This is a genomic window from Rhizobium sp. AC27/96 (assembly GCF_001692325.1).
Classification (GTDB): Bacteria; Pseudomonadota; Alphaproteobacteria; order Rhizobiales; family Rhizobiaceae; genus Rhizobium.
On record NZ_LXKN01000046.1, the window covers coordinates 197,244 to 211,799 of the forward strand.

12 protein-coding genes are annotated in these 14,556 nt (G+C 60.6%); 8 read left to right on the forward strand and 4 right to left on the reverse strand.

The genetic code is table 11. The annotated features are described in order from the left end of the window. The first annotated feature begins 441 nt into the window (after positions 1 to 441). The 4 genes from A6U86_RS26310 to A6U86_RS26325 all read left to right on the forward strand — a co-directional run bounded on the left by A6U86_RS26310 (position 442) and on the right by A6U86_RS26325 (position 6,639). Positions 442 to 4,116 (forward strand): peptidoglycan-binding protein, encoded by a 3,675-nt coding sequence (locus tag A6U86_RS26310; protein ID WP_068397320.1) that lies wholly within the window; start codon positions 442 to 444, stop codon positions 4,114 to 4,116. A 303-nt stretch (positions 4,117 to 4,419) separates the two neighbouring features. Further along, entirely contained in the window at positions 4,420 to 4,740 is a 321-nt protein-coding gene (locus A6U86_RS26315) for a ribonuclease E inhibitor RraB (protein ID WP_068397903.1), read from the forward strand. A gap of 169 nt (positions 4,741 to 4,909) precedes the next feature. Then, a complete protein-coding gene (locus A6U86_RS26320; protein ID WP_068397323.1) occupies positions 4,910 to 5,833 on the forward strand; it encodes a sulfite exporter TauE/SafE family protein in 924 nt (307 codons plus the stop codon). Next, the gene (locus A6U86_RS26325) at positions 5,830 to 6,639 is read left to right on the forward strand and encodes a TIGR02186 family protein (protein WP_068397325.1); all 810 of its coding nucleotides are present in this window, start codon (positions 5,830 to 5,832) and stop codon (positions 6,637 to 6,639) included. The genes A6U86_RS26320 and A6U86_RS26325 overlap by 4 nt, the downstream gene beginning before the upstream one ends. On the opposite strand, the gene A6U86_RS26330 is transcribed toward A6U86_RS26325, so the two are convergent. Further along, on the reverse strand, positions 6,640 to 7,143 hold the full coding sequence (locus A6U86_RS26330) for a helix-turn-helix domain-containing protein (RefSeq protein ID WP_068397328.1): 504 nt from the start codon (positions 7,141 to 7,143) through the stop codon (positions 6,640 to 6,642). A 112-nt stretch (positions 7,144 to 7,255) separates the two neighbouring features. Here A6U86_RS26330 and A6U86_RS26335 point away from each other — a divergent pair, with 112 nt between their 5' ends. Beyond that, positions 7,256 to 7,816 carry a dihydrofolate reductase family protein gene (locus A6U86_RS26335; RefSeq protein ID WP_068397906.1) on the forward strand — a complete coding sequence of 187 codons (561 nt, stop codon included), beginning with the start codon at positions 7,256 to 7,258 and terminating at the stop codon, positions 7,814 to 7,816. A 54-nt stretch (positions 7,817 to 7,870) separates the two neighbouring features. Here A6U86_RS26335 and pdeM read toward each other — a convergent pair whose 3' ends face one another. Then, a complete protein-coding gene (gene pdeM / locus A6U86_RS26340; protein WP_068397331.1) occupies positions 7,871 to 8,608 on the reverse strand; it encodes a ligase-associated DNA damage response endonuclease PdeM in 738 nt (245 codons plus the stop codon). A gap of 41 nt (positions 8,609 to 8,649) precedes the next feature. Next, complete coding sequence (locus tag A6U86_RS26345) at positions 8,650 to 11,160, reverse strand: ligase-associated DNA damage response DEXH box helicase (protein WP_068397334.1); 2,511 nt, start codon at positions 11,158 to 11,160, stop codon at positions 8,650 to 8,652. 389 nt (positions 11,161 to 11,549) lie between these two features. On the opposite strand from A6U86_RS26345, the gene A6U86_RS26350 reads away from it, so the two are divergent. Then, entirely contained in the window at positions 11,550 to 12,053 is a 504-nt protein-coding gene (locus tag A6U86_RS26350; RefSeq protein ID WP_068397337.1) for an Rrf2 family transcriptional regulator, read from the forward strand. 32 nt (positions 12,054 to 12,085) lie between these two features. Next, the gene (locus tag A6U86_RS26355; RefSeq protein WP_068397340.1) at positions 12,086 to 12,547 is read left to right on the forward strand and encodes a carboxymuconolactone decarboxylase family protein; all 462 of its coding nucleotides are present in this window, start codon (positions 12,086 to 12,088) and stop codon (positions 12,545 to 12,547) included. A 331-nt stretch (positions 12,548 to 12,878) separates the two neighbouring features. Here the strand turns inward: A6U86_RS26355 and A6U86_RS26360 are convergent, their stop codons facing one another. Next, complete coding sequence (locus A6U86_RS26360) at positions 12,879 to 13,919, reverse strand: glutamine synthetase beta-grasp domain-containing protein (protein ID WP_068397343.1); 1,041 nt, start codon at positions 13,917 to 13,919, stop codon at positions 12,879 to 12,881. 442 nt (positions 13,920 to 14,361) lie between these two features. Here A6U86_RS26360 and A6U86_RS26365 point away from each other — a divergent pair, with 442 nt between their 5' ends. Beyond that, positions 14,362 to 14,553 (forward strand): DUF2735 domain-containing protein, encoded by a 192-nt coding sequence (locus A6U86_RS26365; protein ID WP_068397346.1) that lies wholly within the window; start codon positions 14,362 to 14,364, stop codon positions 14,551 to 14,553. Positions 14,554 to 14,556 lie beyond the last annotated feature (3 nt).

The window sequence follows — 14,556 nt, forward strand, 5'->3', positions numbered from 1 at the left end:
TTCCGGCCATTGCATTACTCTTACAAAATATTGACGTTTGCGTAAACGTCAAATCTGTATCGAGCGCTGAATTTTTGGTGAAGCGATGAGCCGGCTCCCAAGATGGAGGCAAGGCAAAATACCGCTCCTGAGATCGCCGATGCAGCCGGAACATAAGAATAGCAGGCCATTCGAGAGCAGAACCAGAATAAAAGGTTAAGACTTCGACGAAACTTAACGAGTTGTTTACCACGTTTCGTAAATTGTATGTGTTGAGCAGCAATGCTTCGCGTTTCTTCATCTTATCCTTTGGGGGACGCCGTTTTGCGGCTCGGTTTGAGGAAAGCCAATACATTTATCCCTTTCCCGATGGCGGGATGCGGACAGCGCGGAGATGCCGCGATGTCTTCACCCTGTCGGTCCGGTGGCCCGAGTGGTCCATAGTTCGAAGCGAGCAAAGACATGAGCGGATCGCGATCAAATCCTACCGGCACGGGCGACTGGGCGTCGCTGGATGCTTTGAGCCGCACCATCGAAGGGCTGGAGGCCCGCATCGAGGGTTTGATGGGCACCGCCGCCTCGCGGGAGACGCACCAGCGCGTCGCGGCCGGCTATGGCGCCGTGCCGGTGCGTGCCGCCCCGCCCGAACGCATGCCGCCACGCACCGAACGCGAGATTCCCGTCAGCCGACCCTATGAGCGTCCGCTGCGCGCCGAGCGTCAGGAGAGCGATGTCCGCCCCGATCCGCTCGCGGAAATCCGCCAGCGCCAGCGCGCACTTGAAGCAAACCGCGAGCGGCTGCATGCCCGCCGCGAGGAAATCACGCAGGCCGAACCCCAGCCGGCCCGCCGTCCGCTCGATCCCTATAACCCGCGCCAGCCCCAGCGGCCGGCCGCCGAAAGCTCCATCGACATCGCCCAGGCGCTTGTCAATCTTCGCCAGGATCTCAAGCGCGACATCGCCGAGAGCGTGACCCGCGAAGTCGGCGCGCTGCGCGCCGAAATCCGCGATATCCGCGAACATGCCGGCGACAAGCATTTTGCAGCAGACGTGCGCGAAGACATGGCGCGGCTTGCCGACAGCATCAACCAGCTCACCGGGCAACCGGAAACGGCGGGCCTGAAGGCCGAGTTCGACGAGCTGCGTTCGCTGATGGACGGCCTTGCCCGCGAGGAATCGCTCCACCATGTCGAGCGCCAGGTAAAGGCGATCGATACATCAGGCCTGCAGGATGAACTCGTCTCGCTCGCCTACCGCCTCGACGATATCAAGCAGCACCTCGGCGGCATGAACGACAGCCCCGCCGTGCATGCGCTCGAAAACAAGCTGCTGACGATCGCAACCGCGATGGAAAGCCTTGGCAGCATGATGCAGCCGCAGGACCAGGCGATGCAGCGCCTGGAAGGGCGCATCGGCGGCCTTGCCAACCAGATCGATCTCATGAGCCGTGATGCCGCGCAGCGCCAGCCGGCCGATGATCTTTCCGGCCGTCTCGAAGCGCTTGCCATGCGCATCGATGAGCTGGGCGGCGCCAAGGCCGTTGCCCGCCTTGAGGAACGCATCGATGAGCTCTCGCACCTGATGGAGCGCTCGCAGAAGGTCACACCGCAGCCAGAACTCGTCAGCTATCTCGCCGACATCTCCCACAAGATCGATGCGCTGGAACATGGATCCGTCGGCAATGTGCTGGCGGACCGGCTGGATTACCTTGCCCGCCGTATCGACGAGATTGACTATCACCCGCCGGTCGCGGCAGCAGGCTTGGACGACACAATGGCCCGCCGGCTGGAAGGCCGCCTCTCCGATATCGCGGCGCGGCTGGAAGCCAGCACCGCGGCACCGGCGACGGACACACAGGCGTTGCGCAATCTCGAAGATCAGATTGCCCACCTGTCCGCGCTGCTCGTCAACGAGCCACGAGCCGCCGTCGATCATATCCCTGTCGATCTCGACCGCCGGATGGGCGCCATCGAAGACTATATGGCGACGAATGACGAATACATCATCGAGGCCGCACGCCATGCGGCCGAAGCTGTCGTCGAGGCCTATTCGCGCGAAGGCGGGATCGGCGGCGGCGCGCAGGCCGGCGACATGGCGGCGCTGACGGCACTTGCCGAAGACCTCCGCCATCTCGAAGATCTCAGCCGCGCCAGCGACGAGCGTACCCACCGCACCTTCGAGGCGCTGCACGGCACGCTGCTGCAGATCGCCGATCGGCTCGACCATATGGAACACCGCAGGCCGGCACCCGCCATGCCCGCAGCAGCCTTCGAAAGCGATGTCTTCGCCGAAGAAGACGCGCCTGCCATCAAGCCGCCGATGGCTGCGCCGCAGAAGGCCGGCCCGATCATCCGCACGGTTGCGCCGGCGGAAACCGTCGCCTCTTCCGAAGCCGCCGTTGCCGAAGCGATCGATGCCAATACGAAGGCCGAGATCAAGGCTGCCGCAAAGAAGAGCGGCTCGAAGGCCGGTCTCCTTGCCGGTCTCGGCAAGCGTTTCTTCACGCCCGAAAAGGCAGAACCGATTTTCCCGCCGGACCGTACGGTCATCGATCAGGCCCCGTCGATCGACGCTGCCGACATGATGCCCGGCGAAGAGGCTAACGAGCTGCTTGAGCCAGGCTCGGGCGCACCGGACATCAAGAAGATCCTGGAGCGCGTGCGCGCCAGCCAGAATTCCACGCGTGGCGGCCGCCAACCAACCGAAAACGAGCGCGCCGACTATATCGCGGCCGCCCGCCGTGCCGCCCAGGCGGCAGCGGTCGAGGTCGACCAGACACAGCGCTCGGCACCTTCTTCCAAGAAGGATGCGAAGAAGGGTGGTGCGTTCTCGCGCTTCCGCCGTCCGATCCTGCTTGCCATCGGCGCGGCCCTGCTGGCGATCATGGCTTTCCCGCTGGTCAACACGCTGACGCGCGGCCAGAAGGCGCCTCCGCCCGCTGAAGTTTCGACGATGGTTGCGCCCGCAGACAACGCGGCAACCAACAGCGTCGCCATCAATACGGCTCCGACGAGCAACAATCCGGCGCCGGCCGCCAATCAGGCCGCAGCACCAACGGCTTCCGCAACGGAAGCGCCCGAGGCCCAACCCGCGGCGGCTCCGGCCACGGCGGCAGTTGCCCCGACAAGCGACCATCTGACAGCAGCGGCTCCTCTCGATGGCAACCAGACGGCAGGCGAAACCCTGGCGCCGGCCGGCAGCGCGCCCTCTGCACAGCAAACGGCAGCCTTCGTCCCCACCGACAAGACGGCGCCAGCCGCTGCTCCGGCAGCCGCGGATATCCAGGTGCCGGATGGCATTCAGCCGCCATCGCTCGTGACCGCCGCCAAATCCAGCGACCCAGTGGCCCTCTTCGAGATCGGCGCGCGCTACACGGATGGCCGCGGTGTCGCGGCAGATCTCAAGCAGGCGGCAAACTGGTATCAGCTTTCGGCCGACAAGGGTTATGCACCGGCGCAGTACCGGCTTGCCAGCATGTATGAGAAGGGCAACGGCATCGACCGCGATCTTGCCAAGGCCAAGGAATATTACGATCAGGCAGCCAATCAGGGCAATGCCAGCGCCATGCATAACCTTGCCGTGCTCTACGCTTCCGGCACGGTCGGCCAGCAGGACTATGATTCGGCGGCAAACTGGTTCATCCGCGCCGCCAATCTCGGCGTCTCCGACAGCCAGTTCAATCTGGCGATCCTTTACGCACGCGGCAATGGCGTGAAGACGGATCTGCAGGAATCCTACAAGTGGTTCGCGATTGCCGCAAAGAGTGGTGACAAGGACGCGGCGCAGAAGCGTGACGAAGTCGCCAATGCGATGAAGCCGGCCGATCTTGAGAGCGCACGTGCCAAGGTCGATCTCTGGAAGGTGCAGCCGGCCGACCCCAAGGCCAACGGCACCGACATCCCCGACGAATGGACCACCGGCAAGGGTGTGAACACCGCCTCCATCGACATGAAAAAGGCCATCCGCAACATCCAGGCAATTCTGAACAAGAATGGTTTCGATGCCGGTGCGCCCGATGGCGCCATGGGTGACAAGACCGTGGCGGCACTGAAGAGCTTCCAGAAATCAGTCGGCCTGCCATCCGACGGTCGGGTGACCGATCAGGTCGTCAAGGAGCTTCTCGCCCGCAACAAATAGGCCCTTGCGGCTCCTGTGGAATTCAAGACATCGGCATGCCGGCGCCACCACGCCGGCATTTGTCGTTTCTGGGGAGTTTCGACGGCATCACCACTATCTTCACCGATTGCGCCACCGGCGTCACAGAAATGCGAAAATGGTCGTGCTACGTCGTGGACTCGTAATGGCGTAAGATGAGACGAATGTAGGCTATCAGCCACTCGAAGTCTGTCACATCGACTCATGCCGATTTTGAAGTGTACTTCGAGGTAATCCGGAATCGTGTTACGTCTCCAAAGTGTCAACCTGCGTTACGAGGTGCCGATGTCATTGTTTGAAGACAACGCCACAATCCTACGGAAAATCGAATCTGATGGGAACGACCTCGGCTCGCCTCGGTCCATTGATTTCTGCCACATCTTCCCTGACAAAATATCGGCTGACGCTTTCGCCCAAGTGGCTGAAACGGAAGGGTTTGCCATCGCAGTGGAAGAAGTCGAGCGAGAAACGAACCCCTGGGACGTAACGGTATCGAAGGAAATGACTCCAACCTGCAGTGCCATCACTGACACCGAAGAGCGCTTGGACGCGTTGGCGCGATCATATCAAGGTCGAGCAGATGGCTGGGGCTTCTTCAACGTCTGATTACGCCAGGTTTATGAGTTCATGACCTAGAGTGAGGCCGGCAATTCGAAAGCTGAAGCCGCATGGCTTTTCCTAAGGCTCTGGCAATGATTTCAGATTAGGTTTCGCCGTTTAAAGGGGAAATGGGCTCCGGCCACCGCGCCGAGATGCCTGCAAATGGGAACAACGCGTGACGATCTATCTGCCGATCGCAGAACTGTCGGTGAATATCTTTATTATTCTCGGCATGGGCGCAGCCGTAGGGTTCCTCTCCGGCATGTTCGGCGTCGGCGGCGGTTTTCTCATCACGCCCCTCCTCATCTTTTACAACATCCCGCCTGTCGTTGCGGTCGCAACTGGTTCCAATCAGGTCGTTGCCTCCTCGGTCTCCGGCGCGCTCACCCATTTCCGTCGCGGCTCGCTTGATCTGAAACTGGGCTCGATCCTGCTTGCCGGCGGCCTGGCAGGCGCGACGTTCGGCCTTTGGCTGTTCGTGCTGCTGCGACGCCTGGGCCAGATCGACCTGATCATTTCGCTGATCTACGTGCTCCTGCTTGGTACCGTGGGAACCCTGATGCTGTGGGAGAGCGTGCGGGCCATGCGCCGTGCCGCTGGAAAACTGCCGCCGGCAACGGGCAAGCCGCGTCATCACAGCTGGGTGCAGCGCCTGCCGCTGAAGCTCCGCTTCAAGAAATCCAAGCTCTATCTCAGCGCCATTCCCATCATCGGCCTCGGCTTCTTCGTCGGCATGCTGACCCCCATGGGTATCGGCGGCGGCTTCATCCTCGTGCCCGCGATGATCTATCTGCTGCGCGTGCCGACGAACGTGGTTGTCGGAACCTCGCTGTTCCAGGTTATCTTCGTGACGGCCTTCACCACCATCGTTCAGGCTGCAACCAACTATTCCGTCGATATCGTGCTGGCCTTCCTGCTGATGGTTGCGGGCGTCATCGGCGCCCAATACGGCGTGCGCGTCGGCCAAAGGCTCCGCGGCGAGCAGCTTCGCGCCCTGCTCGGTCTCCTTGTTCTCGCCGTCGGGCTGCGTCTGGCGATAGCCCTGGTGGTCACGCCGGCAGACGTCTATTCGGTCGTGCTGGAAGGCGTGAGCCGATGAGAGGTTTCGCGCTGCTCCTCGCCACGACCTTGCTGCTCGCGCCACTTGCCGCCCAGGCACAGGTGCTGCTCGACCAGCCCACGACCTCGAACACATCGCGGGAAACGATGGAGATCGGTACCTCCACCAGCGAAATCGCCATCACCTCGGACTTTGCCGGCGCCGATCTGACGATCTTCGGCGCGCTCTCCAACACCGATCAGCTGCTTCTGGCAATCGGCCAATACGACATCGTCGTCGTGCTGGAGGGGCCACGCGAGAATGCCACCGTGCGCAGGAAAGAGCGCGTCTTCGGTATCTGGGTCAACACTCGCTCGATGACCTTCGAGCATGTGCCGCAGGCCTATTCGCTGTCGAGCACGCGTGCGGTCGACAATATCACCGCTCCGCTCGAACTCAGCGACCGCGGCATCGGCGTCGACCATATTCCCCTCACCCCTGTAGGCTTTGTCGGCAATGTCGCCGATGTGCCGGAATTCCGGCAGGCCTTTCGGCGGCTGCAAACGGCAGGCGGCCTCTACGAGAGCGATCCGGCCGGCGTTCGCTTCGTCAGCTCCACATTGTTCAAGGCGACCCTGAGGCTTCCGGCCGACGTGCCGAACGGCGTGCATACGGTGCGTGCCTATCTCTTCAAGAGCGGCAAGTTCCTGAACGAAAAATCCCTGCCGTTGCGGGTCATCAAGACGGGCATCGAGCAGATGATAACCGACGCGGCGCATCAACGGCCGATCGCCTATGGCGTCTTCTCTGTGCTGCTGGCTCTGGTGACGGGATGGGGCGCCAGCTTCATGTTCCGGAAAAACTGATCAACCGCTTTTCTTCCGATCTACGACTTCAAGATAGGCCTCCGTCAATCGGCCGAGCACAGAAGGCGTGCCCGGCGGCAGCACCTTGCCGAGATGTTTGGCACGAAGCTCGTCCATGAATTCTTCCCATAGCTTCGGGCCACCGTTTTCGAGCAGCTCGGCACGGATCGACAGTTCTTCAGACACCGGAAGATGCTTGCGGCCCCAGGCGCCCATATGGGCAAAGAGCGGCACAAGGTCGATCGCCATTTCCGTGAGGCTGTAAATAGCTTTCTGCTTGTGGCTGGGATCATCTTCGCGGGTGAGAAGCCCGCGCTCGACCAGCCTCTTCAGCCGGTCGGCAAGGATATTCGACGCAATGCCCTCCTGCGACCCTTGCAACAGCTCACGAAAATGCCGGCGATTGCCGAACATGATGTCCCTGATGACGATCAGGCTCCAGCGATCGCCGAGGATTTCCAGGGTCAGATTGATCGGGCAGCCGGAGCGATGCAATGCGTCCATAAGGGTCTCCAAAAAACTGCTTGCATTTTGCCATCAGTCTGACTAATTTTCAACTGCTTGCTTTTAGCAACCAGTTTTAATTATGATACGGTTATCACGATGGAGGAAAATGATGAGGAAGCTTGTTGTCTGGAATCTCATGACGCTCGATGGCTATTTCGAGGGAACCAAGCCCTGGGACATCGATTTTCACATGCTCGTCTGGGGTGACGAGCTGGAGCATTTGGCGACCGAGTTCGGCAACGAAGGCGATCTCCTCATCTTCGGCCGCAAGACTTATGAAGGCATGGCCGCCTATTGGCCGACCGCGACGGAAGCGCCCGAGATCGGCGCCTATATGAACAGCATCGCCAAAATTGCCGCCTCGCGGACGCTCGACAAGGCGGACTGGAACAATAGCCGCGTCGTCGGTGACATCGCCGCTGAAGTGAAGAAACTGAAGAATGAGCCCGGCAAGACCATGTTCGTCTTCGGCAGTGCCGAGGTGGCGGATGTGTTGCTCAAGGCCGGACTGGTGGACGAGATCCGCCTTTGCCTCGTTCCGGTCATTCTGGGTGGCGGCAACCCGCATTTCAAGCCGGCAACGGAACAGGTGCCGCTGAAGCTGCTCGAATCCAAAGTGCTCAAGACCGGCGGGGTGATCCTGCGCTACGAGCCGATGAAAGCTGCCTGAGATAGCTGCGCAATTCCGGACGAAAAACCGCTGCGCATTTTTTCTGGAGTTGCTTCAGGCCGACAGATTGCCGAACCGCACGGAATAGATGCGGTCACGGCCAAGCAGATGGGCAATCAGGCTCTCCCGCTCAAACAGACCGGCCATGGCCTTGTGCCGAAGGTCGAGGCCGCCGGTCATGACGCCGAAAGCGGGCATAAGCAGGCGGGCGCCATCCGTTGCAAAGCACGGGCGGCGCACCGACTTTTCACGACGACGGACGGTGGCGGAAGGATGCAGGTGGCCGGCAATCTCGCCAGCCTGCAAACCAGACTTCGGCTCATGACGGAATGTCAGCCCGCCATAATGCATCTCGTCGACGGAATGGCCGGGCAGATCGACCGTACCATCCGGATCGTGGTTGCCATTGATCCAGATCCATTCGCGGCCACGCGCCATGGTGACGATCAGGTCGCGAAACTCCTCGGGCAGATGCCGTGAGCCAACCCGATCATGAAAATTGTCGCCGAGCGAGACCACGAGTTTCGGATCGTATCGAGAGATGACGGCGGAGAGAACGGTCAGTGTCGCGAGTGTATCGTAAGGCGGCAACAGCATGCCGCGGCGGGCAAAGGCGGCACCCTTTTCCAGATGCAGATCGGAAACGACGAGGATACCGGCCTCAGGCAGATAGAGCGCGCCGAGCGGATCACAAACGGCGGCGACACCTTGAACGACGGTATCGACGCCCGACGCTGATGTCGCGCCGTTCCCTTGACCGTTCATGTCTCGCGCTAGGGCCAGGCGGTTCATCACCTTAACAATCTACCTTCATCGTCTATTTCGCTGCCTGCCTATTCCATCGCCTCGCGGATCAGATCGTCAGCCGCTTCGGCCAGGAGGACATCGTGAGCCTCGCCGGGCACCGGCACCTTGCCGATTTCCAGCATCACCGGCACGGCGAGCGGAGAAATATGATCCAGCGCGCGATGGATGATGTGGCCCTTGATTCGCTTCAGCATATCCGCAAGCCGGCCAATATCCAAAAGCCCAGTCGCCGCGTCCTGCCGCGTGGCCTGCAGCAGGATGTGATCCGGCTCGTGGCTGCGCAGCACGTCATAGATCAGGTCGGCGGAGACCGTCACCTGACGGCCGGTCTTTTCCTTGCCGGGATGCCGTCGCTCGATCAAGCCGGCAATGACGGCGCAATTGCGGAAGGTGCGCTTCAGCAGGAAGGATTCGTCGAGCCAGGCTTCGAGATCGTCGCCCAGCATATCCTCGTCGAAGAGATCGGCAAGGCTGAGCCTGCGGTTGGCGATCATAAGCCCCATATCCTCCAGTCCCCAGATGCCGAGAGAATAATCGGTGGCGACGAAACCCATCGGCTTGGCGCCGGCGCGCTCCAGCCTTCGGGTGAGCAACATGCCGAGCGTCTGGTGGGCCAGGCGTCCCTCGAAGGGATAGGCGACCATGTAGGCGCGGCTGCCGCGTGGAAAAGTTTCGATCAGGAACTCGTCACGCTTCGGCAGCAGCGATTTTTCCTTCTGGATTTCCAGCCAGTCGCGCACCTGATCCGGCAGGCGGTGTCGGCGGTCGGGATCGGCGATCATCGCCCGCACCTGATCGGCCAGATAGGTCGAGAGCGGAAACTTGCCGCCGGCATAAGAGGGGATTTTCGGGTCCATCGAAAAGGCCTGCGAGGCCAAACACTCGCTTTCGCGGATGCCCTCGAAGCGCAGCACCTTGCCAGAAAAGAGGAAGGTATCACCGGGTGCAAGTTGCTCGACGAAATATTCCTCGACCTTGCCGAGCGGCGCACCGCCTCGCCCGAGTGAACCCAGCGCATTGCGCTTGACCATGCGAATATTCAGCATTGCTTCCTCGACGATCGTGCCGAGATTCAGGCGATATTGCTGGGCCACCTGCGGATTGGAAACGCGCCAGCGCCCTTCCGGCGTCCTGCGGATGCGGGCATAGCGCTCATAGGTTCTGAGCGCATAGCCGCCGGTGGCGACAAAATCGACGATGCGCTCGAAGGTCTCCCAGGAGAGATCGGCATAGGGGGCGGCGCTCTGCACCTCATCATAGAGCTCCAGCATGTCGAAAGGCTCAGCGCAGGCCATGCCGAGCACATGCTGGGCGAGCACATCGAGCGCGCCGGCGCCGATCGGCGGCGTATCCTGCGCGCCGATATAATTGGCATCCAGCGCCGCCTGGCATTCCATCACCTCGAAGCGATTGGCCGGCACCAGGATCGCCTTCGACGGCTCGTCCATGCGGTGATTGGCGCGGCCGATGCGCTGGGCGAGACGGCTCGCCCCCTTTGGCGCCCCGACATGGATGACGAGATCGACATCGCCCCAGTCTATGCCGAGATCGAGCGTCGAGGTGGCGACGACGGCGCGCAGCCGGTTGTCGGCCATGGCCGCCTCCACCTTGCGGCGCTGGCCGACATCGAGCGAGCCGTGATGAAGCGCAATCGGCAGATTGTCGTCATTCGCCGACCACAGCTCCTGAAACAGCATTTCGGCTTGGGAGCGCGTGTTGACGAAGAGCAGCGTGGTGCGATGCGCCTTCAGCTCGCGGTAAATATCGGGGATCGCGTATTTGGCTGAGTGACCCGACCAGGGGATGCGCTGCTCCGTCAACAGGATCGATATATCCGGCTTGGCGCCACCATCGACGATGACGAGGCCGGCATGGCGGTCCTCTCCCGGCTGCTGCGCCACAAGCCATTTCTGCAGATCCATCGGATCGGCGACCGTGGCTGAAAGGCCGATCGTCTGCACATGCGGCGCAAGCCTGCGGATGCGAGCGAGACCAAGGGACAGCATATGCCCGCGCTTGGAGGTGACCAGCGAATGCAATTCGTCGAAGACGATGTATTTCAGATCCTTGAAGAAGCGCTCGGCCTCGCGATTGGCAAGCAGCAGCGCCACCTGTTCCGGTGTGGTCAGCAGGATATCGGGCGGATTGAGCTTCTGGCGCTGGCGCTTGCCGGCAGGCGTATCGCCGGTGCGGTTCTCGACCGACACAGACAGCCCCATCTCCGTGACCGGCTTCATGAGATTGCGCTCGATATCGACGGCAAGCGCCTTTAGCGGCGAGATGTAGAGCGTATGGATGCCGGTGAAGGCCGAGCCTGGCGGGATCTTGCCGCGCCGGGTCAGATCGGTGAGCGACGGCAGGAAGCCGGCAAGCGTCTTGCCCGCGCCGGTGGGTGCGATCAACAGCGTGCTTTCACCGGCCTCGGCACGGGCCAGCAGTTCGAGCTGATGCGCGCGCGGCTGCCAGCCCTTTTCCGCAAACCAGCGAAGAAAGGGTGCAGGCAAGGCGAGAGGCTGCGCAGTGTCGATCTGATCCATGGGGCTAAATGTAATGGATATGCTTGGGAAGAGAAGCTGCGGATGTTTGAGTTCGCATCTTTGGCCTGGAGCCCACCGAGAGTGTGCACCCCCCTCTGTCACTATCGTGACATCTCCCCCACAAGGGGGGAGATCGGCAACCCGCGGGTCACTCCTATCTCAAGAGAGCATCGCATCTGCTGCAACAACAGTCATTGTTTCTGCTGAAGGATCGGCATGCTCCAAACAATCTCCCCCCATGTGGGGGAGATGTCGCGACAGTGACAGAGGGGGGTATCAGAGGCTCCGACACACGCAGACTTCACGCCAACCACGGCCTCGTTCAAAAAAAGAATTGACTCCCAAAATAATCATAGATAAAAAATATCCATGATTAGAGAGGCCAAGACATGAAGCTCGGAGACGGTGTCGAACAATCCATCCACTGCGTCAGCATGCTGGCGGGTCTGTCGGATGGCAGCGTGCTCTCGGCGGCGGCCCTTGCCGAATTTCACGGCGTCTCGGTCAGTTATCTCTTGAAGCATCTGCAGGCGCTTTCTGGCGCCGGCATTCTCGATACCGTGCCGGGACCGAAGGGCGGCTATCGGCTCGCGCGCAAGCCGGAGGCCATCACCCTGCTTGACATCGTGCTGGCTGCCGAAGGTCCGGCGCCTGCCTTTCGCTGTTCGGAAATCCGCCAACGCGGCCCGAACCCGCTGGAGGGGCGCTATTTCGTCAAGCCATGCGGCATCAACATCGCGATGCTGGCGGCTGAGCGCGTCTATCGGGCCGAACTGGCCAAGACGAGCATCGCCGACGTGCTGACCGATCTCCGCGAGACGGATACGGACGGCGGCATCAATGCGAGAGGCTGCGCCTTTCTCGAGATCCATGAACGCAAGACCAGAACCTGAACACACAAGAATCAGAACCCAAGGAGAAGACCATGCATCCCCGTTTCAATTTTGCCAAAGCCTCGCCCGACTCCTACAAGGCCGTCGCTGCGCTGGAAAACTTCGTCCAGAACTCGGGCCTTGAGCGCCGCTTCATCCACCTGATCAAGCTTCGCGCCTCGCAGATCAATGGTTGTGCCTATTGCGTCGACATGCATGTGAAGGAAGCCCGCCACGACGGCCTCAGCGAGCAGTGGATCAACCTGATGTGCGTCTGGTGGGAATCGCCCGTCTATGATGATCGCGAGCGTGCCCTGCTCCGCTGGGTCGATTCCGTGACCAGGATTGCCCAGACCGGCATTCCGGATTCGGACTACGAGCCGCTGAAGCAGCATTTCAGCGAAGAGGACATCGTCAAGATCACCGTCGCGATCGCCACGATCAACGTCTGGAACCGCCTTGCCGTCGGCTTCCGCTCGCAGCATCCGATCGATCCGCCGCACAAGGCAGCTTGAGCCTGGTTTCTCTGAGCTTAATGTGGCCCGGAGCTCTCCCTTGAACTCCGTCATCCTCGGGCTTGACCCGAGGATCCAGGCACGGGCAGATCGGCGCGGCGAAAAGCGCATCCCTTGAGGCGACGCGCACCAAACCCCTCTTGTATAGCGGCAGCTTGGGCGTGGATCCTCGGGTCAAGCCCGAGGATGACGGAATATGGTGTTGGCAGCGAGAACTTAAGAGAGACTGAGCATTACCGCCATTTGATAACACCAAAACAAAAGACGCGGGACCGAAGCCCCGCGTCTTTTGTTGATTTTCCCATGCTCAGCAAGCCAAGCAAAGACGTTATCAGGCAGCAGCCGAAGCGAAGCCTTCAGTCGAAACTTCCGAGATGGTCTTCAGAACCTGCGAAGCGATCTGGTAGGGGTCGCCTTGCGAGTTCGGGCGACGATCTTCGAGGTAGCCCTTGTAGTCGTTCTTGACGAAGGAGTGCGGAACGCGGATCGAAGCGCCGCGGTCGGCAACGCCGTAGCTGAACTTGTTCCACGGAGCCGTTTCATGCTTGCCGGTCAGACGCTTGTCATTGTCCGGGCCGTAGACGGCGATGTGAGCTTCGAGGTTCTTGTCGAACTGAGCCATCAGCGCTTCGAAATAGGCCTTGCCGCCGACTTCGCGCATGAACTTGGTCGAGAAGTTGCAGTGCATGCCCGAGCCGTTCCAGTCGGTGTCGCCGAGCGGCTTGCAATGGAACTCGATGTCGATGCCGTACTTTTCCGTCAGGCGCTGCAGCAGGTAGCGAGCCATCCAGATCTGGTCGGCAGCGCGCTTGGAGCCCTTGCCGAAAATCTGGAATTCCCACTGGCCCTTGGCCACTTCGGCATTGATGCCTTCGTGGTTGATGCCGGCTTCCAGGCAAAGGTCGAGATGCTCTTCGACGATTTCGCGAGCGATGTCGCCGACATTGCTGTAGCCGACGCCGGTGTAATACGGACCCTGCGGAGCCGGGTAGCCGGATTCCGGGAAGCCGAGCGGGCGGCCGTCCTTGTAGAAGAAGTATTCCTGCTCGAAGCCGAACCATGCATCTTCGTCGTCGAGGATGGTTGCGCGGCTGTTGGATGCATGCGGCGTAACGCCATCCGGCATCATGACTTCGCACATGACGAGTACGCCGTTGGTGCGAGCCGGGTCCGGGTAGATGGCGACGGGCTTCAGCACGCAATCCGAGCTACGGCCTTCGGCCTGCAGCGTCGACGAACCATCGAAGCCCCAGAGCGGGAGCTGTTCGAGCGTCGGGAAATCGGCAAATTCCTTGACCTGCGTTTTACCGCGCAGATTCGGCACCGGGGTGTACCCGTCGAGCCAGATGTACTCGAGCTTATATTTCGTCATTAACGCACCTCATAACAGTTAATCAGGCGAAGTAGAAAAAATTGCCGGCGCGCCCGCCGAAAAAACCTTCACTACAAGCGGCTGCCATATGACATGCATTTGACATGCCAGATCGCGCAGACATCCCATTCGATCCGCGAAGTTTTTACAATTCTGGAGCTTTTGCGGGAATTTCCGGGCGCTAAATGCCGGATTCTTTTCGAATCGCGAGCTGCCCGACACCAGAGGGCTGCCAACTTGTCGCACCCCTATCGGTGGGGTTCAGCCTGGAAAATTGGCAGGTGGAAACAGCGGCGGCGGGTCTCGCCAAAAGGGAATTGCCTATAATTTCAACGTTTAGCATTTTTTTTGAGCAAAATGCTGATATTTGCCTTGGGGTTTGCTATATATGAGTTGTCTCTTCAAGCGCGCCCGCTTGAAAACCAAAAGGGAGAGACAAGGAATGGCATTCATTGCTCGCCATGAAACGGCAAAGATCTATCAGTTTCCCGTTGCGGCCCGCCCGACGGCGGTGAACCAGCGCCCGAAGGTCAACCTCACACCCGATATCGGCGCAAGCATCGCGACGGCTGCATTTGACAGCTGGTATCACGAAGCCGCGATCGTTGAATCCGACGAGACCCGCAAACAGTAAATC

Bases quoted from the DNA above. Each gene is read 5' to 3' on its own strand.
- pdeM (WP_068397331.1), bottom strand. From the start codon at position 8,608: ATGAACCGCCTGGCCCTAGCGCGAGACATGAACGGTCAAGGGAACGGC.
- A6U86_RS26315 (WP_068397903.1), top strand. From the start codon at position 4,420: ATGTCATTGTTTGAAGACAACGCCACAATCCTACGGAAAATCGAATCT.
- A6U86_RS26345 (WP_068397334.1), bottom strand. From the start codon at position 11,160: ATGGATCAGATCGACACTGCGCAGCCTCTCGCCTTGCCTGCACCCTTT.
- A6U86_RS26355 (WP_068397340.1), top strand. From the start codon at position 12,086: ATGCATCCCCGTTTCAATTTTGCCAAAGCCTCGCCCGACTCCTACAAG.
- A6U86_RS26365 (WP_068397346.1), top strand. From the start codon at position 14,362: ATGGCATTCATTGCTCGCCATGAAACGGCAAAGATCTATCAGTTTCCC.
- A6U86_RS26350 (WP_068397337.1), top strand. From the start codon at position 11,550: ATGAAGCTCGGAGACGGTGTCGAACAATCCATCCACTGCGTCAGCATG.
- A6U86_RS26325 (WP_068397325.1), top strand. From the start codon at position 5,830: ATGAGAGGTTTCGCGCTGCTCCTCGCCACGACCTTGCTGCTCGCGCCA.
- A6U86_RS26310 (WP_068397320.1), top strand. From the start codon at position 442: ATGAGCGGATCGCGATCAAATCCTACCGGCACGGGCGACTGGGCGTCG.
- A6U86_RS26330 (WP_068397328.1), bottom strand. From the start codon at position 7,143: ATGGACGCATTGCATCGCTCCGGCTGCCCGATCAATCTGACCCTGGAA.
- A6U86_RS26360 (WP_068397343.1), bottom strand. From the start codon at position 13,919: ATGACGAAATATAAGCTCGAGTACATCTGGCTCGACGGGTACACCCCG.
- A6U86_RS26335 (WP_068397906.1), top strand. From the start codon at position 7,256: ATGAGGAAGCTTGTTGTCTGGAATCTCATGACGCTCGATGGCTATTTC.